This window comes from Paenibacillus bovis (genome assembly GCF_001421015.2).
GTDB lineage: Bacteria > Bacillota > Bacilli > Paenibacillales > Paenibacillaceae > Saccharibacillus > Saccharibacillus bovis.
Genome location: NZ_CP013023.1, coordinates 854,808 through 878,239, shown reverse-complemented (window position 1 = coordinate 878,239; position 23,432 = coordinate 854,808). Strand labels below are relative to the sequence as shown.

The 23,432-nt window shown below is 48.7% G+C and carries 15 protein-coding genes; 2 read left to right on the top strand and 13 right to left on the bottom strand.

The annotated features are described in order from the left end of the window. Window positions 1-3: 3 nt before the first annotated feature. Both AR543_RS03810 and AR543_RS03805 read right to left on the bottom strand, forming a co-directional pair. Entirely contained in the window at window positions 4-2,544 is a 2,541-nt protein-coding gene (locus tag AR543_RS03810) for a LamG-like jellyroll fold domain-containing protein (protein ID WP_060531969.1), read from the bottom strand. 281 nt (window positions 2,545-2,825) lie between these two features. Continuing rightward, a complete protein-coding gene (locus AR543_RS03805) occupies window positions 2,826-6,566 on the bottom strand; it encodes an alpha-L-arabinofuranosidase C-terminal domain-containing protein (RefSeq protein ID WP_060531967.1) in 3,741 nt (1,246 codons plus the stop codon). A gap of 313 nt (window positions 6,567-6,879) precedes the next feature. Here AR543_RS03805 and AR543_RS03800 point away from each other — a divergent pair, with 313 nt between their 5' ends. After that, window positions 6,880-7,224, top strand: coding sequence for a hypothetical protein (locus AR543_RS03800; protein WP_060531965.1), 345 nt, complete (start codon window positions 6,880-6,882; stop codon window positions 7,222-7,224). 207 nt (window positions 7,225-7,431) lie between these two features. On the opposite strand, the gene AR543_RS03795 is transcribed toward AR543_RS03800, so the two are convergent. From AR543_RS03795 to AR543_RS03780, 4 genes are all read right to left on the bottom strand, one after another. Beyond that, a complete protein-coding gene (locus AR543_RS03795; protein ID WP_060536621.1) occupies window positions 7,432-10,269 on the bottom strand; it encodes a glycoside hydrolase family 3 protein in 2,838 nt (945 codons plus the stop codon). 1,008 nt (window positions 10,270-11,277) lie between these two features. Next, the gene (locus AR543_RS03790; RefSeq protein WP_060531963.1) at window positions 11,278-13,659 is read right to left on the bottom strand and encodes a polyprenyl synthetase family protein; all 2,382 of its coding nucleotides are present in this window, start codon (window positions 13,657-13,659) and stop codon (window positions 11,278-11,280) included. A 331-nt stretch (window positions 13,660-13,990) separates the two neighbouring features. After that, window positions 13,991-14,218, bottom strand: coding sequence for a MerR family transcriptional regulator (locus AR543_RS03785; RefSeq protein ID WP_060531961.1), 228 nt, complete (start codon window positions 14,216-14,218; stop codon window positions 13,991-13,993). A gap of 300 nt (window positions 14,219-14,518) precedes the next feature. Continuing rightward, window positions 14,519-14,923, bottom strand: a complete 405-nt coding sequence (locus AR543_RS03780) for a MerR family transcriptional regulator (protein WP_060531959.1) — start codon at window positions 14,921-14,923, stop codon at window positions 14,519-14,521. A 102-nt stretch (window positions 14,924-15,025) separates the two neighbouring features. Here AR543_RS03780 and AR543_RS03775 point away from each other — a divergent pair, with 102 nt between their 5' ends. Continuing rightward, on the top strand, window positions 15,026-15,913 hold the full coding sequence (locus AR543_RS03775; RefSeq protein WP_060531957.1) for an SDR family oxidoreductase: 888 nt from the start codon (window positions 15,026-15,028) through the stop codon (window positions 15,911-15,913). Window positions 15,914-16,174: 261 nt separating this feature from the next. Here AR543_RS03775 and AR543_RS03770 read toward each other — a convergent pair whose 3' ends face one another. The 7 genes from AR543_RS03770 to AR543_RS03740 all read right to left on the bottom strand — a co-directional run bounded on the left by AR543_RS03770 (window position 16,175) and on the right by AR543_RS03740 (window position 23,303). Next, window positions 16,175-17,209, bottom strand: coding sequence for an SPFH domain-containing protein (locus tag AR543_RS03770; RefSeq protein WP_060531955.1), 1,035 nt, complete (start codon window positions 17,207-17,209; stop codon window positions 16,175-16,177). A 226-nt stretch (window positions 17,210-17,435) separates the two neighbouring features. After that, window positions 17,436-18,233 carry a TPM domain-containing protein gene (locus tag AR543_RS03765; RefSeq protein WP_060531953.1) on the bottom strand — a complete coding sequence of 266 codons (798 nt, stop codon included), beginning with the start codon at window positions 18,231-18,233 and terminating at the stop codon, window positions 17,436-17,438. Then, window positions 18,230-19,261 (bottom strand): TFIIB-type zinc ribbon-containing protein, encoded by a 1,032-nt coding sequence (locus AR543_RS03760; RefSeq protein WP_060531951.1) that lies wholly within the window; start codon window positions 19,259-19,261, stop codon window positions 18,230-18,232. The genes AR543_RS03765 and AR543_RS03760 overlap by 4 nt, the downstream gene beginning before the upstream one ends. A gap of 410 nt (window positions 19,262-19,671) precedes the next feature. Continuing rightward, the gene (locus tag AR543_RS03755) at window positions 19,672-20,376 is read right to left on the bottom strand and encodes a PspA/IM30 family protein (protein ID WP_060531949.1); all 705 of its coding nucleotides are present in this window, start codon (window positions 20,374-20,376) and stop codon (window positions 19,672-19,674) included. Window positions 20,377-20,674: 298 nt separating this feature from the next. After that, entirely contained in the window at window positions 20,675-21,331 is a 657-nt protein-coding gene (locus AR543_RS03750) for a hypothetical protein (RefSeq protein ID WP_060531948.1), read from the bottom strand. A gap of 86 nt (window positions 21,332-21,417) precedes the next feature. Then, complete coding sequence (locus tag AR543_RS03745; RefSeq protein WP_060531940.1) at window positions 21,418-21,636, bottom strand: hypothetical protein; 219 nt, start codon at window positions 21,634-21,636, stop codon at window positions 21,418-21,420. Between the two features lie 422 nt (window positions 21,637-22,058). Beyond that, window positions 22,059-23,303, bottom strand: coding sequence for a mechanosensitive ion channel family protein (locus AR543_RS03740; RefSeq protein WP_060531938.1), 1,245 nt, complete (start codon window positions 23,301-23,303; stop codon window positions 22,059-22,061). Window positions 23,304-23,432: the final 129 nt, after the last annotated feature.

Sequence of the window (23,432 nt, the reverse complement as noted above, 5' to 3'; positions counted from 1 at the left end):
TGATTATTTGGAGGACAGCTCGGCCAGCTGGGCTGGTGTCAGGCTGCCTTCGAATACTTGCAGCTCATCCAGCTCGCCTTTGAACGGGGTATCCCAGTAGTTTACGCCGAGTCCAAAGCTGGCGTTATCCGATGCCGAGAAGCGATCCGGGAAGCCAGTGCCGGTAAAGGTTTCTTTGCCGTTCACATACACGGTAACGTTGCCCTGATCGACCGAGAAAGCCAAATGGCTCCATTCTCCTGCCGGAATCTTCATACCGGTGCTGGCATCGTACCATGGCGTACTGCCTGCCCACAGCATCGTGTTATCTCCAGCAGTACCGCGCGGCAGCAGGCTGATCCAGTGATCGCTGTCTGCTGCGCCAAAGAATGCCGGTGAATACAGGTTCAGCTGTTCCGGCTTCACCCACATGGAGACGGAATACGAATTGCTGTGAATAAGTCCATTTGGCAGACGGATACCCGTTGTACCATCCAGTACCGCCGATTGTCCGTGTACTCCTGTACCATACGTGAGGGTGCTTACCGTTGCCGGACGATCCAGGCGATCTCCGGTCAGTTCACCTGCACCATGTTGGCCAGTACTGTCATTCAGGTTCTGATCAAAGCTGTACTGTGCTGTGAGTTGTGCATTGGTATAAGGAAGTACAGTAACTTCAAATATCTTGGTCCGTGTCTCACTACCACGGGTAATACGTGCGGTCAGTGTCACCGGTACAGCCGAACTGCCGGATTCCGGACGGGTTACCTGTCCATTTGCAGCAATAATCTGTTCGTTGGAAGACGTCCAGTTGATCGTTGTACCGCGACTGCCGATAGTTGGCAGTTCCAGATTGGCTGTAATGCCACTTGTTCCGCTCAGTTCCAGTTCTCCGTACACATCTTCGATCACCTGCGTATCCGAAGCATCCGGCAGACGGCTGCCCCAGCCCATAGTCGCCTGGTCGGATAGCGCTGTGAAGGTCATAACGTACTGTTTGGACATCGGGTCCCAGTCTTTGACAAAGACGCCGGTATAGTTTTTGCCGCCAATCGTCAATTCTGCATTATTGGTTCCTTTTTTCTTCCAGGTCCCCTGCAGTTCGCCGGTAATCGTATGATCTTCATTCAAGCGAATAGCGCTCGCTTCTTTGATCGCCGGAGAAGAATCACTGCCGTGATCGACAAATTGATAATCGCCGGTGATCATTTTGTCGCTGACTTTGGCTTCCTGCTCGCCTGCATAACGATAAGGTGAGACAACTGGCCAGCCTTCTTTGTTGATAAACATCTGGTGGATACGCAGCTCATGCTCTTCGCCGCGTCCCGGGAAGCGGGTATGGAACACGAGGAACAGCTGACCGGTCTTCGGATCGGTATAGACCGAGTTATGTCCCGGAGACACATAGCCGTAATCCTGCTCTTTGCCCGGATCGCCTACTTTGCTGTCGAACAGGAAGTTGCCGATCAGCTTGTTGCCGTACTCATCATTACTCGTATTGGCCGGCCAGGTTGCCTGATGGCCTCTGGCATCCACATAAGGGCCGTCTGCAGACTTGGAGCGGAATACACGCATATTGTAGCCGCCGTTCGCTGCCAGTCCACCATACGTCATGTACAGGTAAAAGTAGCCGCTGTCCTTGTTGTACTGGATATACGGGCCTTCACCGGATTTGCCGTAACCACCGGCAATTTTGGTGCCAAAGTAGCGGTCGATCATGCGACCATCTTTGGTTTTGCCGTCTTTGCCCGGATAGATCGGCTTGCCTGTTTTCTGATCCACTTCCAGCACGAAGATACCGCCGGACCAGGAACCATAGGTCATCCACATTTTGCCTTTGGCATCGTAGAAAATGGTAGGATCGATCGCATTCGGATACTGCTGGTTCGCATAGGAGCCGTTTTCGTTAAACCAGGCCGGATTCTCGGCGCTGATCTTTTTCTGGTCGATCAATGTCTGGATATTGGTATTGGTCCACTTTTTATCGACCTGGCTATTGGCATCGAATGCCTTATCTTTGGTGAATCCGGTATAAATGAAGGTATCTGTATATTCATACGGTCCTTCGATTTTCTGGGATACTGCCATACCGATCGCAGAGCGGATATACGTAGATGAGGTGGAGTAATACAGTGTATACGCACCTTTGGAGCCGTCTTTGTTTACATATTTGGGATTCCAGATCACATCCGGTGCCCATACGGCGAATCCGCCTTTGCTGTCGGCATCATTTTCACCCGCCCATTTAAAAGAACCGGCCAGCGTTTTGGACAGATCACCATACAGCGTATTGCCCGGTGTGGTGTAACCGTTTGCAAAATTCGACCAGTGCAGCAGGTCGGGAGATTTGGCTGCCGAGATATGAGAGCCGAATACATAGAATGTATTGCCGGTTTTGATAATGGAAGGATCATGTACAGTCGCATTGGAAAACGTCGGCTCGGCCGGTGGGTTATCTACTTTGGCTGCAGAAGCCTGTTCATTGTTGGTTACGCCTGCAGCAGAGACTGCAAGTGAAAATGCCAGCGTCGCTACAGCGAGCTTTTTGGTTACATTTTTGCGCATATAGTAATCTCCTTCTTGTTTTGAAATGGTTATTTATGACGAATTCGCTGGTTGTATGCTTCTGTTGTGATTTGGTTGTTCTTTTTTGTGCTTCTGTTTCACTTCAAATTGGATGGTGAATAGGACGATTGATAATATGCATTTGCTGGTTCGCTGCAGTTTAAAAAATGAACTGCCTCCATAACTCTCAATGATCGAAATAGATCCTATCCTTTTCATATCGAAGCTTATGGAGGCAGTCAGATTAAGTCATATCACAGCTACCCTTGTTCAGATGAAGCTCAGTTGTTCAGACGCAGTACGAGCACATTCACCGAGCTTGCTGGCAGATCCAGTACAACAGTGCTGCCTTCCAGCTGAATTGTCTGTTCGGAAGGTACAACCTGTTCATTGTTTTTCTTGTTCACATTCGGTGTGTGCAGAAGAGACACATCGCCGGTCAGTGTAATCAGCTGCGCTGCTGCCTGTACGTTCAGCTCTTCCAGATTCAGACGAGTCGCTTTGTCGGCGGCATCGGCATTGACCAGCTTCACATAGACATGCTCATCATCCCGGGTTACAGAATGGAACACTTCACGATTGTAGGCTTCCAGCTTGTAATCCAGCACTTTGCTCTCTGTCTGTCCATCCGTATAGGAGCAAATCAGATTCCGTCCGGTGTCACCACCATAGTCGACAGTGATGACATACTCGGTGTCATCACTGAGCGGTTCATAGCTGGCCGCTCGCAGATTACCGGCTGCCGTACTGGAAGAATAATCACCCAGTGTGTAGCCTTCGATGCCCTGCTTGTATACTTTGACACCGGTCGCATTGCCATTGTAGTTGATCGCATATTCAGTTACATCTTTGGTATCCGGGTGGATATCGGTCAATCCGGCACCGATGTAGAATCCTTCCGGACCACTCAGACGGGTAGCGGTTACTTCTACTTTGTAGTTGGTCCATTCATCATTCAGCAAATACAGACCGTTCAGACCGCTGCTCTGTGCGGATAATATCAGTCCGTGCTCGGCATCTACCGTGTAACCAGCCGATCCCGGGATTACCTGCCATGACGGATGAAGCTCGGCGGTAAAGTCCTGCTCCAGCAGTACGCTGCCATCGGTATTCGATGTGACTTTGACATGTTTCACCGCGATCTTCGCATTACTAGTAGCGATCTCGATACCACCGCGCGGGATCAGCTCCAGCTGGCGGCCATGCTTGTAGGTCGAGAAGGAGGTATCCAGCACTTTGTGTCCGAGATATTTGGCGAACAGATGCTGTACATAATAGTTTGGCGTATACCATACCGTCTCATCATCGAACCAGATGCAGTCCGGGGTCCAGCGGTAGGTGCCGTCGGTCAGTACTTTGTTGAACAGCGGCGCATACGCGGCGAGACGTACCACATCGGCATTTTTCTCAAACCCGGTCATCACAGCGGCTTCGCCGATTGCACCAGCCAGCGTGTTTTTATCGGTTGAAGCATATTCACCGACGAATACTTTGGAAGTCTCCTGCCAGTTGATGCTGCCGTCGGCATTATAGGCTCTGTAATAGTAGTTATAGCGATCTGCGTTGTTGAGCAGATACTCATTGGAGCGGTAATAATGCTCATCCGCAATCGTATCCATATAGTTGTCTTCCTTGGCATACCAGGTAATCGTTTCTTCGATCACTTTGTCGCGATCGGCAAATGCCACTTCTGCTGTTCCTTCCAGGTTACCGCTCAGGAATTTCCAGCCCTGTTGATACGCATCGTCATCGGCCTGCGCACCAACGGTCGAGATAATATTCAGCTCGTGGTCCGGATAATGCTGTGCCATATATTCGTCGATTGACGTTTTGAATACCTCAAAGTTGGCAAAGAATTCGGTACCCCAGTTCTCGTTACCGACTCCCAGATAACGCAGATCAAATGGCGCTTCATGACCCATATGCTTGCGCATCGCTGCCCATTCGTTATGTTCAAAATCCATGCTGATCGCAAAGTCGATCAGATCGGTAAAGTTCTTGATATAGTAGTCACGCAGCTCGCCACCTGCCGGATGCGCATAATCGGAGCGCGCCTGACAGAGCACACCGCAGGCCATAACCGGCAATGGTACAGCATTCAGATCCTCGGCCAGCTGGAAATACTCCATATATCCGAGTCCCATCGTCATCATGTAGCCCCAGACGTTGAAGTTTTCTTTGCGCAGCTCGATATCGCCGACCGATTCTTTCCAGTCATACACATTCTCCCAGATAAAGGAGCCTTCCGAGATACAGCCGCCCGGGAAACGCAGGAAGGTCGGATGCATATTTACCAGTGCATTGACCAGATCCTTGCGCAGGCGATAGTTCGGGTTGCCGGTGTAGTTGGCATGGGCGGATGGAGAACCTTCCTCTTCGCCTGCTCCCCATACATCCTGCGGATACAGGGATACCATATCGATCGATATTTCTCCGTCAAAGGTCAGTGCCAGCTGTCCCAGCACCTGCGTGGAGCCTGTCAGAGTGAGCTTCTGTTCTACGCCATATTTGCGCCAGATTCCGTCACTTTCCACCTGTACAGTCACCGTATCACTGGCTGTCTGTCCATCCGGTGTCTGCAGCTGCAGCGTAATCGTACCAGCGGCTTCTGCTTTGGCCCAGATGGTGAAGTCATAGCGGGCATCCTGCTGGATAAACATCGCGCAGTTGTTGTTCGTATCGTTAAATCCGCGATTGATGATCGTTGCACCATCAGCCACGGTCACATAGTAAGAGTTCACATCCGGATCACTTACACCAAAATGTTCATTCAGTCCGCCGCTATTCTGCGGAGTCATTTTGTCCGTATCGCCATACCAGGCGAATAATGGCTCACGGTTACGACCGGTTGAGCATCCGCATTCACCGGAAGCATGGGAGTACGTATCAAAGGCAAAGGATTCAAAGGAGCGGTTCTGTACCATCTCCGCATAGATTCCGCCATCGGCCGCATTGTTGATATCTTCGTAGAATAGTCCGTACATCACTTCGCTCACATCCAGCACTTCACGGCTGCCATGAATCGTCAGCGTATACGGCGGCAGATCCCTCGGCAGTACGGATACATCGAAGCTTTTCTCCAGTGTACTGCTGCCGCGGGTCATGCTCGCTGTAATCGTTACACCCTCCGCTTCGCCAACTTCCTGGATTCGGCCGTCATGAGTCAGAATCTCCGGACGACTCGATGTCCAGCTGATCTGCACCCGGCCGCCCATGAGGGACTCGGGAAGTGTCAGATCACGCGTAATAATCGTAGTCGGAAAAGACAGATACTTATCTCGTGCCAGACGGGTAACCTCTTCATCGGTCAATGAGTCGCACATGACTTCGATCACTTCATCCTCGGACAGTCCTGCTTGATACACCCGGAAGTCTGCAATCGCTCCGGTATAATCATCATCTGCTGCGAACTGGGAACGTCCGATATAATTGCTGTTGTAATTGCCTTCTTCGGTAAATGTAGCAAACCAGGCACGCAGACGCGCATAATTGCCGCTCGATGTCTGGCTGATCGTTCCATCTACAGCGACTTCACCGTTGACATAGACAACTGGACCTGCACTGCTGAGTGTTCCGCCTTCGGTTCCTTTGACCGAGATGGCGACGTGCATCCACTCATCACGGACAAATCCCTTACCAGGATCGACAGCCAGATCACCGTCTGCTGTCAGGGTTCCACGCATCTGACGAGTAAGGAAAATGGAAGGCTTGCCTTCTCCTCCGCCAAAGTCAAAAATACGTTCCCAGATACTTACGCCCATTCCGAAGTTCACCCAGGCAGTTACAGTGAGTCCTGTGTTATCGCTTACATCTTTGAATAAATCAGCAGGCAGCTGTATGTACGAAGAACCATTCGCTCCGCCGGAAAATGCAGCAGCATGACGTCCATATACTTCTTTGACGATAGGAGCATTGCTCCCGGAAGCGGTTGCATTATTGCCTTTACCCGAGCTGTCATTACCGATCTGATCAGCATGTTCGAATTTGTACTGTGCAATGAGTCGATCCTGGATATGTGTCATTTGCAATACTCCTATACTCTATAATGTTAATATTTATATTAATATATTAATGTAATTATATTCTATAAAGTCATACTACTCTATATAAGGGCTATTTTTCAACTCTTTTTCAACAACAAAGTATTTTGGGAAGAAATTATTGTTTATATATTTGCTGATAAGTCAGAAAACAGACAACTTATCGTATTATGCTACGTTTATATTAAACCCACTATTTTAAGGAAGGAGGATAGCTTCATTGAAGACAATATTACATAGAATATAGATTGTAAGTCTCGTAATTATGGGCTTCATCTCGGTAGTATGGATACTTTTGACAAATAATGAACCTTCAAGCACCCAACTGTATTACACGGGTACGATTACGAATATCAAAAAACTGGATAGTAATATCGATGGTGCCAAACTGTACTATTGGGTGACTCTGGATGATGGCTCTGGCCACGCCGTCACCAAAAACTCCAGATTTTTTATAGCTATGCCTATGCCGTTTGGATCCGAAGAAGATCCTGGTACCAAATTCACCAAAGTTCGGGAAGAGATTGATTTTGATGCTATTCAAGTGGGTCAGATGGTTGAGCTGTGGGAGAGAAAAGTAAATGAACATGCCTATGAAATCTATGAACTAAAAATTCTCGATCCTACAGATATCAAGTAAAAGAAAAATCGCTGAATCCACAGTTGTACTGTAGGTACCATACATTTTAAATCAGTAAAAAGCCCTTCCTGTTAGGAGCGAAGGGCTTTTTGCCAACTTATATAACTTATATATTTAGAAATCATGCATTTGCTACTTTGTTCATTATAATTTACAGCAATAGATTGATCGTGGTATTACCTCTATATCGTCTGGATCATTACCTAATCAAATACGCTTCAGTTCGATCCATTCCACCTGCATACCCGGCTTCACAAATTCAAATGTCACTTCATAGACGCCGCTTGCCAGCTCGGCTTTGACCAGCTTCTGGCGCAGCCATCTGCCTTCGGTGCCGTTGGTCTGGATTGTCGTTACGACTTCGCCATTCAGCAGCAGATTACAGGCACTCTGGGCCAGTTCGGTATCCGGTGACATCACATGAGCGAACAGACGGTAGACGCCTGGCTGTTCCACATGGATTAATGTCGCTGCTGCTGTATCCACTGTTATCTGGCGATCTTCTGTGGCTGGCTGTGCCTGATCTGCGGAGAGGGATGCATTCGCAGCATACGTGTTCACCGTCTCTTCAATCACCTGATTACGAGCGAATACCGGCGCCTGGATCAGGAAGTTACAGATATTGATCGCACTGCGCTGCAGTTCGCCGCGGGTCAGTGTGCCATTCGCCAGCGATTCGATCGTATTGTCGCCCCATACATTCGTCTCGGCACCATAGTTGCTGACAACCATATACAGATCGTTCTGGGCGCGCACCATGGCGTTGGTGTTTTTACGATCGGCCGGGCCGCCATTTACAACGTCATTCATAATCGCCCACCAGTCGGTCATCACGATGCCCTGAAAGCCCCATTCACCGCGCAGAATCGTGGTGTTCAGATCATAATTGGAAGCTGCCCAGTGTCCGTTGACCGGATTGTATGAGGTCATGATGCAGTTGGAACCGCCCTGTTTGACTGCGATTTCGTAGCCTTTGAGATAAATCTCGCGCAGGGCACGCTCGGATACGACGGCATCGACTTTGCTGCGGTACTGCTCCTGGTTATTGCAGGCAAAATGCTTCAGCGTACCATTGGAGCCGCCGCGCATAATCCCGCGTACACAGGCAGCCGCGAGCTGACCGGTGACGAGTGGATCTTCGGAAAAGTATTCAAAATTCCGTCCGTTCAGCGGACTACGGTGAATATTCATACCCGGTCCGAGCAGTGCATCGACATGGTTACGCACCAGCTCCTGTCCTTCCAATACATACATTTCTTCGACCAGCTCCACATTCCAGGTAGATGCCAGCAGTGTACCGATCGACACCTGCGTAGACTTGTCCCCGCTGTCCATACGGATACCGGACGGGCCATCTGCTGTACAACCTACCGGAATGCCGTAGCGCAGCAGACTGTCGCTAACTCCGCCAAATGCCGATGCTGTACCCGGTGTAACCAGTGGACTGCTCATGCCTTCTCCGCGTACAATCGCAGCCAGATCCTCATCGCTCAGCTGGGCGATAAATTCCTCCATACCGACCTTCTGTTCTGCTACATCCCGCAGCTTGTAACCGCGGTCTCCGGTCTGCTCCAGCTGCCGCGGCATCTGCTGTTCTATCCGTTCTGCCAGCGAAATCTTCTGCTTCGGCACTTCGGTGTATGTGATTTCATACGTGCCATTCTCCAGACGCTGTCCCGGCTTGATCCGGTTAAAGGTTACGGTCGGCGCCATCGCCTCCTGCAGCTGCTCCACGACCTGCAGCGAAGCGACTTCATAACCCTCACCACCAGCCCATTTCACAGCATCCAGCTGACGAATACTGCTGCCTGCATAGAAACGATATATTCCCTCTTCGAGCACATAGGCATGTGCATGTCCGGTAATCCCGCTGTCGTCGTAGGAAGCCATGCTATGTACCGGGAAAGTAATTACGAGCCGCTCCGATTCGCCCGGCTGCAGCAGTCCGGTTTTGCCAAAAGCAGCAAGTGAACGTGCCGGCTGACCCAGCTGACCCTGCGGCGCTTCGTAGTAGATCTGTACCACTTCTTTACCTGCATAGGCTGTACCGGTATTCGTCACCTGCACGCCGATCTCGATATACTCCTGTCCTTCGTGGCTAACCAGCTGCGCTTCTTCCGGCTGCACGTCAAAAGAGGTATACGATAATCCATAACCAAACGCATACTGTACCTTCTCCGGCGCGAACGTCTCAAAATAACGATAGCCTACGTAAATATCTTCTTCATAGAGACTCTGATGCTCATTGCCGTAATTTTTAGTGGATGGATAATCGTCGATAGAATACGCGATCGTATCCGGTAGTTTGCCGCTTGGCGTTACTTCGCCGACCAGCACATCGGCAATCGCATTACCGCCCTCCATACCGCCATGCCAGGAATAGATTACCGCCGAGATCGGATGGATATGGCTCTCATCCTGTACCCAGCTCATATCCACGATATTGGATACATTAAGTACCACTGCTGTTTGTTCAAAATGAGCCGTAACCTGCTTCAGCATATTCAGCTCGTTATCCGTCAGTCGGTAGCTGCCCGGGGCATCCGCATTATCCTTGTCCTCACCGGCAGTACGTCCGATTACAATAATCGCCTTGTCCGACTGCTGCCTTGCCTGCGCGACCAGCTCGTCTGTCAGCGTCATCTCCTGCTGGTGCCACGGCTCGGCTGCCCAGCCACCACCTCCGTTGTCAAACGGATTCTCCTGAATCCACTGCTCATATACCTGTGCCAGCTGTTCATTAACGCGAATATCCGTTTTGCTGCGCAGTCCCTCCAGCAGATTGGTCGTATAAGCTACGTTTACACTACCGCCAGAACCTGTACCACTGCGATAATAATCGACTTGTACCCGCCCAAAAATAGAAACGCTTTCATTTTTCTTCAGCGGCAGAACCTGATTATTATTTTGCAATAGTACTGCACCTTCGGCAGCAACCCTGCGGCTAAATTCAGCAAAGCCCTCGAGTGGGACTCCGATTTGTGAAGTAGTTGGTGTAGTCAATGTATTCCCTCCTGAATCATAAGTAGTCTGGTGGTCAAACATGATGTCCATAGTCATGATCTGCATACTTTCTTCTACCATTATGTACGTAACGAACTGGAAAAAGCAAAGGCATCAGCAGTAAATGATCATCCAGTTATGGCTAATTTGTGAGATACACGGGTATGCAGGTCGTTTGCAGAAGTCAGTAGTAGATGTCCGGTATTTATTTCGCTCTTGGCGTTCGTTTGGTGGGTGCTTATTGCCAAATGGGATACTGTTGACATGCTTTTGGTAGTTTGATGATTGATGATTGCTGTTGCTGGTTGCTGGTTGCTGGTTGCTGGTTGCTGGTTGCTGGTTGCTGTTCATTATGCTGGCAGGAATAACAATAAAGGAGTATTTTATAGTTGTGTCTGATGGATGGTCACCGCTCCGGGAAGGGATCATACCGGCGGCCTCCGGTTAAGAATGGATATTTTGAAATACCGCTTGTCGCGGTAAATATCCATTCTTAAATGTCGGCCTATGGTATGATTCCCTTCCCTACGCTCCGTACGTTTGATTGCATGTATTCGGTATGCATACTTCGTATTTTGCATTCGTATGCCGTATGCCGTATGCCGTATGCCGTATGCCGTATGCCGTATGCCGTATGCCGTATGCCGTATGCCGTATGCCGTATGCCGTATGCCGTATGCCGTATGCCGTATGCCGTATAAAATGATGCACCACCTTGCACAGAATGCATACGCACAGAACGAAAGAAAGGAAATAAGGGAAATGGACGACCTTTAAGCCTGGAGATCTTCCTTTTCGCCTACTTATAAAAGATCTCCAGGCTTAACCGGAGGACATTCCCTTATTCCTTTCTGGAGTGGATGAAGCATCCCCACGCCATACACACATTACATACACATCCATATCTTGTATCATTTTAGACTTCAAACAAAAAGGCACCGTAGCAATAACGGTGCCTTGCATTGGACAACGATGCAACTTCCATAACCATACGGTTCACAGTATACAGACGGTCTCCTGCTCAGCAGCACACTTCAGTAAATGTGATGCTTACCGATCACGGTGCACGATATAATCGAGCAGATGTTTTAGAAAAGGAACATCCTTCGGCAGCGTACGCAGCGCTTCGACGGCACAGCAGTAATGGTTCCACATTTCTTTGCGGGCACCTCCTTCTCCGAGGATAGAGACGAAGGTAGAGTTATTGTTCTGCGCATCCTGACCTATAGGCTTGCCGATCACCAGCACATCGCCGCCGAGATCGAGCAGATCGTCCTTGATTTGAAAAGCAATGCCGGCGTGGTAGGCGAAGGTGCGAAGCACCTGAATTTCCTTGTCTGCCGCCTGTGCGAGCAGCGCGGGCATGACGAGTGACGCTTCAAATGCGACACCGGTTTTGTAAAAGCAGATCGTGTTCAGCTGCTCCAGCGTCAGCGTCTGACCACGGGCATCCAGATCCATCGCTTGGCCGGTGCACAGCTCTTCGGCCTTTTCGGCGGAATATTGCATCAGCTTCAGGACAGCTCTGGCGTCGAATCCTTCCATCGAAGACTGCTCGCGGATACTTTTCTGGATCAGGAACAATCCGCTGAGTTCGGCAGTCGCACTATTATGCACTTCATGCAGGGTTGCCCGTCCACGGCGGGTCGGCGCATTATCCTGGGAAGGCAGATCGTCGAAGATCAGCGAAGCGGTATGCATATATTCGAGTGACCGCAGCAGAGGCATCAGCACCTGTGCATCCAGCCCGTAATGATGTACACCCATCACCCAGGCGAGAATCGGACGCAGCCTTTTGCCGGAGCCTTCGAGGCTGTAATTGGCTGCATCGATCAGCCGCTTGTTCATCGGTAGCAGATCGCCCTTTTTGTCCAACAGTAGCGTCTCGTTAATCTGCTGTCTTACCTGACGCAGGGTCTGCTGGAAATGTTCCTGCTGTTCACGATCCTGCTTCAGGCTGTTCAGCATCTGGTCACGTAGTAGCTTGTCCAGAAAATCCACGTCTTCCGCTTTGCGTATCATCTGCTGAATCAATTCGTTAAATCGGGGCATACCGGTAGTGAAAATGCTCATGATCTCATCATATTTGGCGCTGCCCAGACGAATACGGGCACGCTTTAGTCCGTTGATCGCCCGGTCCAGAATAACTTCACGCGTCCGGTAATCGCTGCCGTATACATTGTGAATCAAATGAGCGATTACCGCCCAATACAGTTCAAATGGATTAACCAGATCGGTGCGCTGGTTGTGGTATTTGAGATAATACGTGTACGGTGTGACCGAACCGACCTGCAGATCATCGAACATATCGGCAAAGTCATCCGCCAGCTGGTTATAAATGCCATAGCAGAATGTGCGGTGGTCGAATCCCTCGTCCTCTGGCGCGCCGATGATCGAACGGGCGACCAGCCGGGAACAGGAGGATTTGAGAATGACCGGAATATACAATTCTTCATTGGTATAGTGAGCATGGTTCAGATCCCGGGTCCGGTCGATATCCTGGGACTGAAAAAATACATACGACTGCTCAAAAAACACCTGCTGGGTTCCCGGCTGCTGACGGCTTTGGATATATTCAAACGCTTCACGCAGCTCGGCATGAATATACCGAATCAGCTCCATATGATTGCCTGACCAGTCACCCAGCTTGGGCACGGTACCGGTCAACAAGGCCGTGCGGATCAGGCGGGAATACTGCTCTTTCTCCTGCGCATTGAGCAGTGTCGAATCGAGAATATCATCGACAAATGGATAGGTCAGTCCATAAGAATAACCGAGATGCACCGCTTCATCCAGACGGCGGCTGCGCTCTGTCTGTGACACCGTATCGTCCATTTCCTCGATAGCATGCAGCACGACGCCGACAATAATCTTGATCAGCTTGCGCTGTGCCTGCTCGGCGCTGAGCTCTTCCGGAATATGGGTCGTTACGCGCTGCAGCTTGTCCATGACCCAGATGATCGCTGGTTCAATGCCTTCCTTTTGCGCCCAGCGGTAGACACCATCCATGCTCATAAACATCATGATATCGCCTTGCGGACCTGTCTCTGGATTTACGAGACGCTTGCGCAGACTGGCGATCACTTCCTGAATCCGCGCTTCGGTCTCGGGCGCATCCAGTGCCCGGCCCAGATCACGCATATAAATGTACGAGACGCTGCGGTTCAGATAATCATCCAGTTTGCCGGTCAGATTGAGCCACTGGATATAACGATGATAATCTCGGGTATCCGGCGCCTTTTTGCGGGAAAAACGGGACAACCAAGAGTTGAGCGCGATATGATTTTTTTGCCAGAGACGAAAATCGCCTGTTAACGCTGGAATATACGATTGTGTACGCACCTGTGCATACAATTCCGCAAAATAATCAGCCGCTTTCTGCTCGGCCAGCTGATAGCCGGTATCCGCATTATTTATAAATTTCTCATTCATCAGAAATCCCTCAAATTCAATTTAGTATTCATCCGGTACGCATCCAAAATAACATATCAAAATAAGCTTTATTAGCTGTAGTTAGTACTAAGACAAACGGCGATACTCATACCTGCTCCAGACCAAATGTATCGTGCTGGTTTACCCCATGTATTGGAGTCTGGCTGTTCATATGTACAGAGTAATACGGCAAAACAGGAGCCGGGTTACGAAATGCTCCCTTTCTATCCCTATCGTCAGAATCCGGTACGGGAATAAGAGACAAAATCAACAAAACCACCAACCGGCTGGCGGCTGATGGTCTGCTGTTGGTATAGGATACCGATATCGGTTAAGCTTGCTTTATAATCTTATCTAATTCACTTTTGAGTAAAAGGTAACGATGCACACTGCGCATGATCGGCACCTTGGTCAGCTTGTTTTTATCGACGTAGACCTTCATTTGATCCTTGGACATGCCTAGCAGCGCCCCCGCTTCCGAGACGGTTAATACCACTTCATTACTGGTTGCGTTAAAGGTTTCTTTCACTTTCAGATTCCAGTCCTTAAATACCTGCATAGATGGGCGACCCTTCCTATTCGCAGCCAAAATCGTTTCCTGACCGAATCATTCCAGTATATCACATTTATGTTGTGTTTTTCTTCCAAATCTGCTGGATTCGGATTTTTTTGCAGCTTATTTGGGAGATTAAGTGTTGAAAGGCCGATGGGGGAGTGGAGTAACACCGCTCCGAAAAGAGATTCTACCACTTCCTCCGGTTAAGAATAGAGATCCTGAAGAATTGCCTGCAGCAGTAGATCTTCATTCTTAAATGTCGGTCGTTGGTAGAATTCTCTTTTCTGCGCTCTGTGCTTAATGCTACAACTGCTCCTGACTTTGCTGCCACTTCTCGTTCTCGATCCTTTCCCGGTTTCTGAAAAATTCGATTTTACCATCCACTTTTTGCAAGGAACGCTCTAGCTCCTTTTGCTGCTCTACAATCTTGGCGCGGTAGGTTTCCATAAATTCGCGACGTACCCGGGCCGAGTCGGCTGCGCTGTTATTCATGGCGCTGAACTGCTGCATCTCACGAATAGGCAGGCCCATATCTCGAAAATGCTTGATCACCTGAAACCATTTGATATCGGATTCCGAATACTGCCGGTAGCCGTTAGCATCGCGCTGTATTCCATACACCAATCCCATCTGCTCATAATAGCGCAGAGTATGCACACTTAGTCCTGTCTGCTCGGCAACTTGTTTACTTGAAAAGGTAGTCTCCATTTTTTTAGTATACTCCCGCATTTGGGGTATTGCTATAGAGTGAACTCTATACTTTATGCTGAACCGGTAAGTAGATATCAACCCGACGAGGAGGATTTACCGATGAAAGTATTTGTTACAGGAGCAACAGGATTTGTAGGATCGGCCGTACTGCAGGAATTGTTCAAGGCAGGCCATGAAGTTACCGGTCTCGCGCGTTCGGACAGAGCTGCCGAGTTGCTGACCGAAGCAGGAGCAGCCGTGCACCGGGGATCGCTGGAAGATACCGATAGTCTGCGTCAAGCGGCGCGGGAAGCGGACGGTATTATTCATCTTGGCTTTATTCATGACTTTTCCAATTATGAAGCAGCTGCCGAGATTGACCGACTCGCGATCGAAGCAATGGGCAGCGAGCTGGAAGGCACGGATAAGCCGATTGTGCTGACTTCCGGCGCCTTGATGGTCGCATCGGGACGTGTCGCTACCGAAGAAGATCAAGCATCCGCGCATGCCACGCGGCATTCGGAAACTGCTGCACAAGCACTGGTGCAGCGTGGGGTGAACGCCTCTGTTATACGCCTGGCGCCTTCCGTGCATGATGTAGGCGATCACGGATTTGTGCATACGCTGATTACGATTGCTCGCAGCAAAGGCATATCTGCTTATATCGGTGATGGTACCAACCGCTGGTGTGCGGTTCATCGTCTGGATGCTGCAGTATTATTCCGCAAAGCTCTGGAGCATGCAGCAGCAGGCACGATGCTGCATGGTGTCGATGAAGAGGCTATTCCCTTCCGCGAGATTGCCGAAGTGGTCGGTCAGGAGCTGGGATTGCCTGTAGTCAGCATCAGCGCGGATGAAGCACCAGAACATTTTGGCTGGATTTATTTTGCCGTTGCTGCGGATGCACCCGTATCCAGCAAGCTCACCCGCGAACAGATGGATTGGACACCGGTACATCACGGGTTGATCGCGGATTTGAAGCAGGGGCATTATTTTGAACAGGACTGAACAAGATAATCCGACTGGATCAGTACACTAATCTGCACACTATAGATATACGGATGCTATAGATTCGATAATTATACAAAAGGCACCCCTCGCATGAACATTGATTAACCCTGGAGGTTCACCAATGTTCATGTATAAGGGTGCCTTTTGTGTATCGGCGATATTATCTATACAAAATGCAAAAATCGGTTCTGACTGCGGCAGCGATATGGCTATGCTCACCGCAATCAGCTAATTACCAGCAGTAGGCACTTCGTCTATTTAGGCGAGCTTGTATCCGCAATTCGGACAGAACTTGGAGCCTTCGTTCTTGGTACCGCAGTTCGGACAGAATTTGGGCGTGATTCCACTCTCGCCGGATGCTGGCGCCGATGTACCATTTTGCCCGTTATTCGCCTGCTGACCGGCAGCTGGATTCGCTCCTTGGCCGGCATTGTTGGCATTTGGGTTATTTGTATTCATATTTTTCATCATCTCGTTCGCCATATTCATACCCATCATCATACCTGCCATGTCGGCTGCTGTACCGCCGCTTTGTACTTTGCCGGAAGCAATGCCGTCGGTCATGCTGACCTGCTGGTACTTTTGCATATTCCCAATCATCTCGTGGGAAGCGGTCTTGGTGATCATATCCTGAATTTCTTGCGGATAATTGAAGCTCATCACCTGGAAGCCGGTAATGCCGATTCCGATACTCATCATCTGCATATCGAGATCTTCACGGATACCATTCGCAATATCCGATGCATTGGCCTGCAGGTTGAACATATCCTTGCCTTCGCGGCTGATCCACTTCATGAGCAGCTGATCCAGCACAGCGGTGATGCGGATTTTCACATCCTCGACGACATAGCTTTGCTTGATCCCGGCAACCTTGTCGATCAGAGCCACATAATCACTGACTTTGAAAGTAAACGTACCGTTCGCACGAATCGGCATTCCGCCTGGCAGCTGCGGAGCTGGAATCAAGACCGGACTCTGCGTACCCCATCTCACCGTAAATTCCTTGGTATTGACGAAGAGCACTTCTACCCGCATGCCGCTGTTGAATCCGAATTTGAACCCTTTGAGTGTCGACAGGAACGGAATAATATCCGAATCCACATCAAACGAACCTTCATCCTGGAAAATACCTTCGACTTTTCCGTTATTCAGGAAAATAGCATCCTGACCGGAGCGGATAATCAGCTTGCTGCCTTTTTTGATCTCCCGATTGTTCCATTTCCAGAAGATCATATCATCTCTGAATTCTTCCCATTCCACTACATTGGCAAACTGGTTTCTGAAAAATCCCATATTTCCGCATCCCTTCTATTTGGATATTCCTAAGTATACCTGTCAGCATCGTTTGTTGGTCTATTGCTATCTATTAGATCCTTAAATCTGGTTTATCCTTATTTATAAATATGCTGTCACATAACCGATTTCTCACAAGACTCACAGCCCTGCACACTTTACATGCAAACTAAAACGCACATCTGCTTACAGCATTAGCATTCACTATACACAAGATACATAACCGTTAAAAGGAACCCCTGCTGCCACTGTGCGAATGACCGCCGCTGCTCGTACCGCCGCCTCCGCCACTACTGCTGCTTTTCTCGATTTTGTGCTTGGTGACTGTCGTATGCGTGTAGTTATCATAGCTGTCCAGTACACCGGAGACGCTGGAATCTTCGTAGGTAGACCGGTCAACCGTAACGACTCCGCCAGAACGGGCGGCCATGATCCAGACAATAATTCCGCCGATAGCCGCTGCAATCAATAGCTGGAACCACAGCTTGAACAATAGATTGTCCGGCGTGGTACCAAGCTTATAGTCCATGTATTCGTTGGAGAGCTGGATATACTTTGCAAAGGCTGCCTCGTAATTGCCTGCTGCCAGATCCGGTGTAATTTTGCTGCGGATTTTGTCCAGTCTGCTGTTATTCAGCGTGTGCTCCGCTGTGCCGAAGCCAGCAAGATATACTTCCCGGTTATACATATCCATTGTAAGAATTACCGCATTACTAAAAGGCTGGTTATAGCCAAAGGCTTTGCGATCGTAGAGATCTTCTGTCATTAGCTGAACATCCCGGCCTTCCGGATTGTTGCTGGTATAGATAATAAAGTCTGTCTGGTGCTCCGGTGCATACTGTCTGGCCAGCTGTGTCAGCGACTGCTCTTCCTGCGGAGTGAGCAGATCCGCCTGATCATAGATCAGTTTCTTGGAACCGGTGGGTGCCGGTGTTGTATTCGCTGCATGTAGATCGACTGGCAGCATCAGCCCAAGCAGCATCACAAGAGCTATAATGAAAAGAGGAAGACGAGTATTTCTCATAAAAATCCTCCTCCCAGCGCCCATGAAATAACTTTTACACCAATCAGCGATACAGCTGTAATCCCGGCAAACCATGCCGTGATTTTACCCTTGCTGAGCGGGGGCTTGCCGACGACTTTGCCGGTCTGACCGTTCATCGCGAACATGTAATTTTTTTGGCCAAAATCATAATTCACTATCCAGACAGGCAGCAGCGCATAATCGGTACGACTCACGGTCGTATTCACCTGCTTGTCCCTGTAGCTCACACTGCTGTAACCCGATAACGACTGGGAGACCGACGAATCGATATACGGCTGCGTCTTGTCTTTGGCACGCGGCACCAGCTGTTCATCATCGTAGCTGTATTTCTCTGCGATATAACCAGCCAGATACGGGGTTTTGAATTCTTTTAACTGCTCATACGGAAAAGGCTCCAGCTTGTCCATCAGTTCATCGTTCATTTTCTCCGAAGCATCCAGCGGCAGATTCACATAATCCAGGCGCAACTTCCGGTATACATCAAAATGCCGGGTCTCGGTATATTGGTAGTCGCCCTGTGTGTAACTTCTCACTCTGGTCGCATTGGCGTATACTTCAACCATATTATGTAATTCATATAACCAGAAAGGCACATAGATCCCCGTTATGCTCTTGATCCGGTCGGCACTCATAAATCCGGCTGGTGTCAGCAGGCCATTTCTACACCATTTGCGAAAAGCTTCCTCTGCCTGCGCCTTGCTGATCGCAAAAGGAATGACCAGATCTGGCGCCAGATCGCCGACTAGTCGGTCACCCAGTACAACTGCCGATCCGCAAAAGCTGCACGTCATCGCACTCGTCTCCGGCTCGGTCACGATGTCTGCGCCGCAGCTCGGACAGTGGTACTGCTGGACTTCATTTTCGGTAAATACCTGCTTTTTCAGTGGGTCAGGCAGCTGTTCGATATTATCCTGTCTACCACAGCTCGGACAGGACAGCGCTCCGGTTGCACTATCGAATAACATGCTGCTACCGCAGTTGGGACATTTGTAGTCTATTACTGGCATAGGCTCACCTCACTAACATATTTTCTTTTGATTGGCACACTGCTGCTGTTCTCTTCCAGAGAATGACGAGGGGAATGCAGCTGCCTTTATTTGTATCGGACAAATAGTAAAGATGGATAAATCCACAGGTAATGATAGTTCTTCATCCACTGCAGAAAGGAATAAGAGCACGTCCTCCGGTTAAGCCAGGAGATCTGTGAATAGGGAGAAAGAGTGAATATCTACTGGCTGAAAGTAGTGGGATAGTTTGCTGTGCAAAAGTCACTTTTTATTGAACCCCGCGTTTCCAATGCCAAACGCTTACGTGACTCTTATTTACTTTCTTGTGTTCTGTACTGGATTTAATCGTGTTTGTACGCTGCTATCCATATATTTTCAAAATAGGATGGATGCGTTGTGCAGCCTTTGGATTATTGGCTGCTGGTGTTTTGCTGTTTTAGCAAAGATAGTTCCTGTTCCGGTGTCGCCTGACTGGATGACAGATCAGGCTGGGCGTTCATCCCTTTTTCCAGGCGGGCGATAAGAACGTCCAAATCTTCTTCCTGGGAGCCGCCACGGAGTTCGACGAGTGCTTCTGCTTCGTTCAGTGCCATAGCCGCCTTGTTCTCCATCGCCTGCAAGGCTTGCTCCGTACTGTTGGCAGAGCTTTGATATGCATTCGCTTGCTGCTGGGCGTTGGCCTGAGCCATCTTGCTCTTGAGCTCAGTATAGCGTGCTTCCAGTTGGGCGACGTCTTGTGTGAGTTTGTCCTGCATCAGCTTCATCGTATCGGCTTTGGCAGAAGCCCGTTCATGGGCAGCCTGAAGATTAGCATGCGCTGCCGCGAGGCTGGCTTTCTTTTGCAGAAATTGCAGTGCATTCTGCTCTTCGCCGGCCTGAACCGATTTTTCAGCGTAGCGCTGGAGCTTGGCGATCTCTGCACTGCTTTCGTTCAGCGCTCGCTGCGTACGGCTCTGTTCGGCGAGAACGGCCGCTGTCTCTGCCTTGAGCTGGCCTAGATCACTGTTCATGCTGCTTAGATAAGTCTGTACATCCTTTTCCGGATTGTTCGAACGTTCCAGCAGGCTGTTTACATTGGCTTTCATCACATCTCTGAATCGTGTCCATACACTCATCCTGTTCACCCCTCAGCGGAAATAGTCAATTACACTATATTACACCAATTACAGAGTACAGGTTTCAGCTATGGTATAAGTTGCTTTAATCGATCCCGCTGGATAGGAACAATTTTGATAATAAAAAGCACGATATTATCTCCTTTCCAAGTGATTTAAATGGAATACTTAACACATGTTTATGATGTAACAATCATAGTTACATGAAGTAGTTGTAATATGGCAGGATATTTGATGTGGACTAAGCCAGCCCAGCGAACATCATCCACGAATGAAATGAAAAATCACCATCCCCGAATTATCTATGCTGGATAAAGAAAAATCCTGCTGCATCTCCATCCTGTAATGTTTTGATTCGGTAATCGAGAAAAACATAACCCAATCCCTGATGCAGTATTCCCTGATAAGAAGGATCAAAGTTAACAAGCTCCTGCTCACTCAGCTGACATAGCAGATGATAGCGTGGGCTGATCCGGATCATTTCCTGCAACCAGTACGCTCTGCCCATTTGCTTGGAGACAGGCAGTCCGTTAAAAGAATGCTTATTCTCCTGATCCAGCTCTTTATCGCTCATTGGTTCCAGAGACAGATAGCCTTTTGGCAGCATTTTGGCAGAAGGAGGATGCAGCTCCTCGCTTCCTTTGTGGTGAAGAATCATTCTGGTAGAGAGCCGGGCCGGATTCAGGGTAGCTGTATTGGAGTTGTGACTCATTCGCTCTTTTCTTTCTCCAGTGAGCAGCCCGTTCGGCTGCCCCGGTACGAATACCGTCATCATAGAGCTCGGGGGAATCTGGGGCACAGGGAAAAAGGCTGCTTCAAAACTCACCAGCGGTAGCAGCAGCTCTCCAGTCTCCTCATCTACTGGCCATGCTGCAATGCTATTCAGCCAGGCACCCCCACCCAGCTGCCCGATATGATTATTGTCCAGAGTTATATTTATTTTGTTCAGCGACATCCTGTCTTCCTCCTTTCATTGTCCAATCTATAGTTAGCCTGTATAGGGTACCGATTACCGGAAAATTAATTGCCCATTATAATCAATCAATGCTCTTCCGGCAAAGCTTCCAGTGCGGTAAAAAACACATCATACAGCTCCCAATCAAATTCACTGCGTACATAATGCGTAATCTCATCCAGCTGCTCCGAGCTGGCATATTCCAGACATGGCCGTCCTTCACTCCATAATACCCGAGAAGCAAAATTTGCTATAACCTGCTGAATAACATAATCCTGGGATACGTATCCGCGACTGATCGACATACCTCTATTCCCCCTTGTTGATTCTTATGGAATTCATTCCAGTATATTTTATTATTTAAAATTTACAGTGACTATCTCTATATCATTGATCACAGAAAGCCAAATATCAGTTTTAGCATCATCCCGCTATGATAATCTAGACCAAAAAGCACTGGTCCGATCGGATTCAGATCATGGTAGAGCTTCCTCTGTGTATACCGCTGTTCATGATCTCCGGCTCATTGTTTTTTCAGACCCCTATATTTTTAAACCTGTGCATTTTTAAATAAGTACATTTCCAGACCACAAATTTCCGTACAAAAAAAGCACAGCATCTATCATGCTGCACTTTTGATTTGGATCTATTGCGCGGATTATTCTATACGATTGAGACGCATAGGCAAATAATCATTACCCGTCACTCAAATGGTATCTGTTCATCCTTAGGGTAGCAGCTTGTTTTCCTTCAATTGCACAATATCATGCCCCGTCGGATTCTGGAAAGGACGCAGTCCAAAAGTCGGCGCTACCGCAAAGATATGGTCGAAAATATCTGCCTGCAGCTTTTCATAAATGCTCCAGGTAGTATCGTTACTAAAAGCATAGATCTCCAGCGGAAGGCCGTTATCCCCTGGAGCCAGCTGCCGGACAATCAGAGTCATATCCTTATGAATCTGCGGATGATTCCTCAGGTACTGATGAATATACTCACGGAATACGCCAATATTGGTCAGCTGTCTGCCATTGACATTGCTGTCCCTGTTAATCTGGTGCTCTGCGTTGTAGGCATTAATCTCTTCCAAGCGGACCGTAATATAATCCGCCAAATAATGAATCTTGCGGAATTCCGCGATCATCTCATCACTGCAAAAGCGGATGCTGCTTGTATCGATATGAACGCTGCGCTTGATTCGGCGTCCGCCTGACACCTGCATGCCTCGCCAGTTTTTGAATGAATCCGAGATCAGAGCATAGCTTGGGATCATCGTAATCGTTTTGTCAAAATTCATGACTTTGACCGTGTTCAGTGTAATATCGATAACGTCGCCATCTGCATCGTATTTAGGCATCTCGATCCAGTCACCGACACGTACCATATCATTGGAAGATAACTGAATCCCCGCTACGAGCCCAAGGATAGAATCCTTAAAAATCAGCATAAGCACGGCGGATAGCGCGCCCAGACCACTCAGAATAATGAGCGGATTCTGACCGATCAGATTGGAGATTACCACAATACCCCCAATAATGAACATAACGATCTTCACGACCTGAATATACCCTTTGATCGGCCGAATCTTGGAGATTTCAAAAGAACGATAAATCGTCTCAAATGCATTCAGCAGCGCATTCACAACAGTGATCATAATGATGATCATATACGTCATGGCAGCCTTCTCGATCAGTACCTGATACAACGGGAAAATCGGCGCAGAGAAATAGATGATGATGGCCGGCACGAGATGGGAGAGATTGTGGAATACCCTTTTCTCGACGATGATATTGTCCCAGGTGTATCGGTTGTTGTTGACGATATGAATAATCGTACGCAGTACGATTTTTTTGGTAATAAAATTAGCCAGGATGCAGAGTAGGGCTATAAACAGCACCATAATAATATTCGCTGCATAGATTTTGGTAAGACCGTTTAGCCCTAATCCTTCCAGTTGTTGTTTGATAAATTCCATTGCTTCCTCCTGTCGCAGTACATCATAGCTTACTATTATAAATGACTGCTCTACACGATACAAAGTTTGCTAGGAGCAGTATCACTCAAGTCCGATAAAGTCGTTATTCACCCCGAATTATTAGAAAGA

Coding starts and splice junctions, on each gene's coding strand:
- AR543_RS03810 (WP_060531969.1), bottom strand. CDS start 2,544: ATGCGCAAAAATGTAACCAAAAAGCTCGCTGTAGCGACGCTGGCATTT.
- AR543_RS03805 (WP_060531967.1), bottom strand. CDS start 6,566: ATGACACATATCCAGGATCGACTCATTGCACAGTACAAATTCGAACAT.
- AR543_RS03795 (WP_060536621.1), bottom strand. CDS start 10,269: ATGTTTGACCACCAGACTACTTATGATTCAGGAGGGAATACATTGACT.
- AR543_RS03790 (WP_060531963.1), bottom strand. CDS start 13,659: ATGAATGAGAAATTTATAAATAATGCGGATACCGGCTATCAGCTGGCC.
- AR543_RS03785 (WP_060531961.1), bottom strand. CDS start 14,218: ATGCAGGTATTTAAGGACTGGAATCTGAAAGTGAAAGAAACCTTTAAC.
- AR543_RS03780 (WP_060531959.1), bottom strand. CDS start 14,923: ATGGAGACTACCTTTTCAAGTAAACAAGTTGCCGAGCAGACAGGACTA.
- AR543_RS03775 (WP_060531957.1), top strand. CDS start 15,026: ATGAAAGTATTTGTTACAGGAGCAACAGGATTTGTAGGATCGGCCGTA.
- AR543_RS03770 (WP_060531955.1), bottom strand. CDS start 17,209: ATGGGATTTTTCAGAAACCAGTTTGCCAATGTAGTGGAATGGGAAGAA.
- AR543_RS03765 (WP_060531953.1), bottom strand. CDS start 18,233: ATGAGAAATACTCGTCTTCCTCTTTTCATTATAGCTCTTGTGATGCTG.
- AR543_RS03760 (WP_060531951.1), bottom strand. CDS start 19,261: ATGCCAGTAATAGACTACAAATGTCCCAACTGCGGTAGCAGCATGTTA.
- AR543_RS03755 (WP_060531949.1), bottom strand. CDS start 20,376: ATGAGTGTATGGACACGATTCAGAGATGTGATGAAAGCCAATGTAAAC.
- AR543_RS03750 (WP_060531948.1), bottom strand. CDS start 21,331: ATGTCGCTGAACAAAATAAATATAACTCTGGACAATAATCATATCGGG.
- AR543_RS03745 (WP_060531940.1), bottom strand. CDS start 21,636: ATGTCGATCAGTCGCGGATACGTATCCCAGGATTATGTTATTCAGCAG.
- AR543_RS03740 (WP_060531938.1), bottom strand. CDS start 23,303: ATGGAATTTATCAAACAACAACTGGAAGGATTAGGGCTAAACGGTCTT.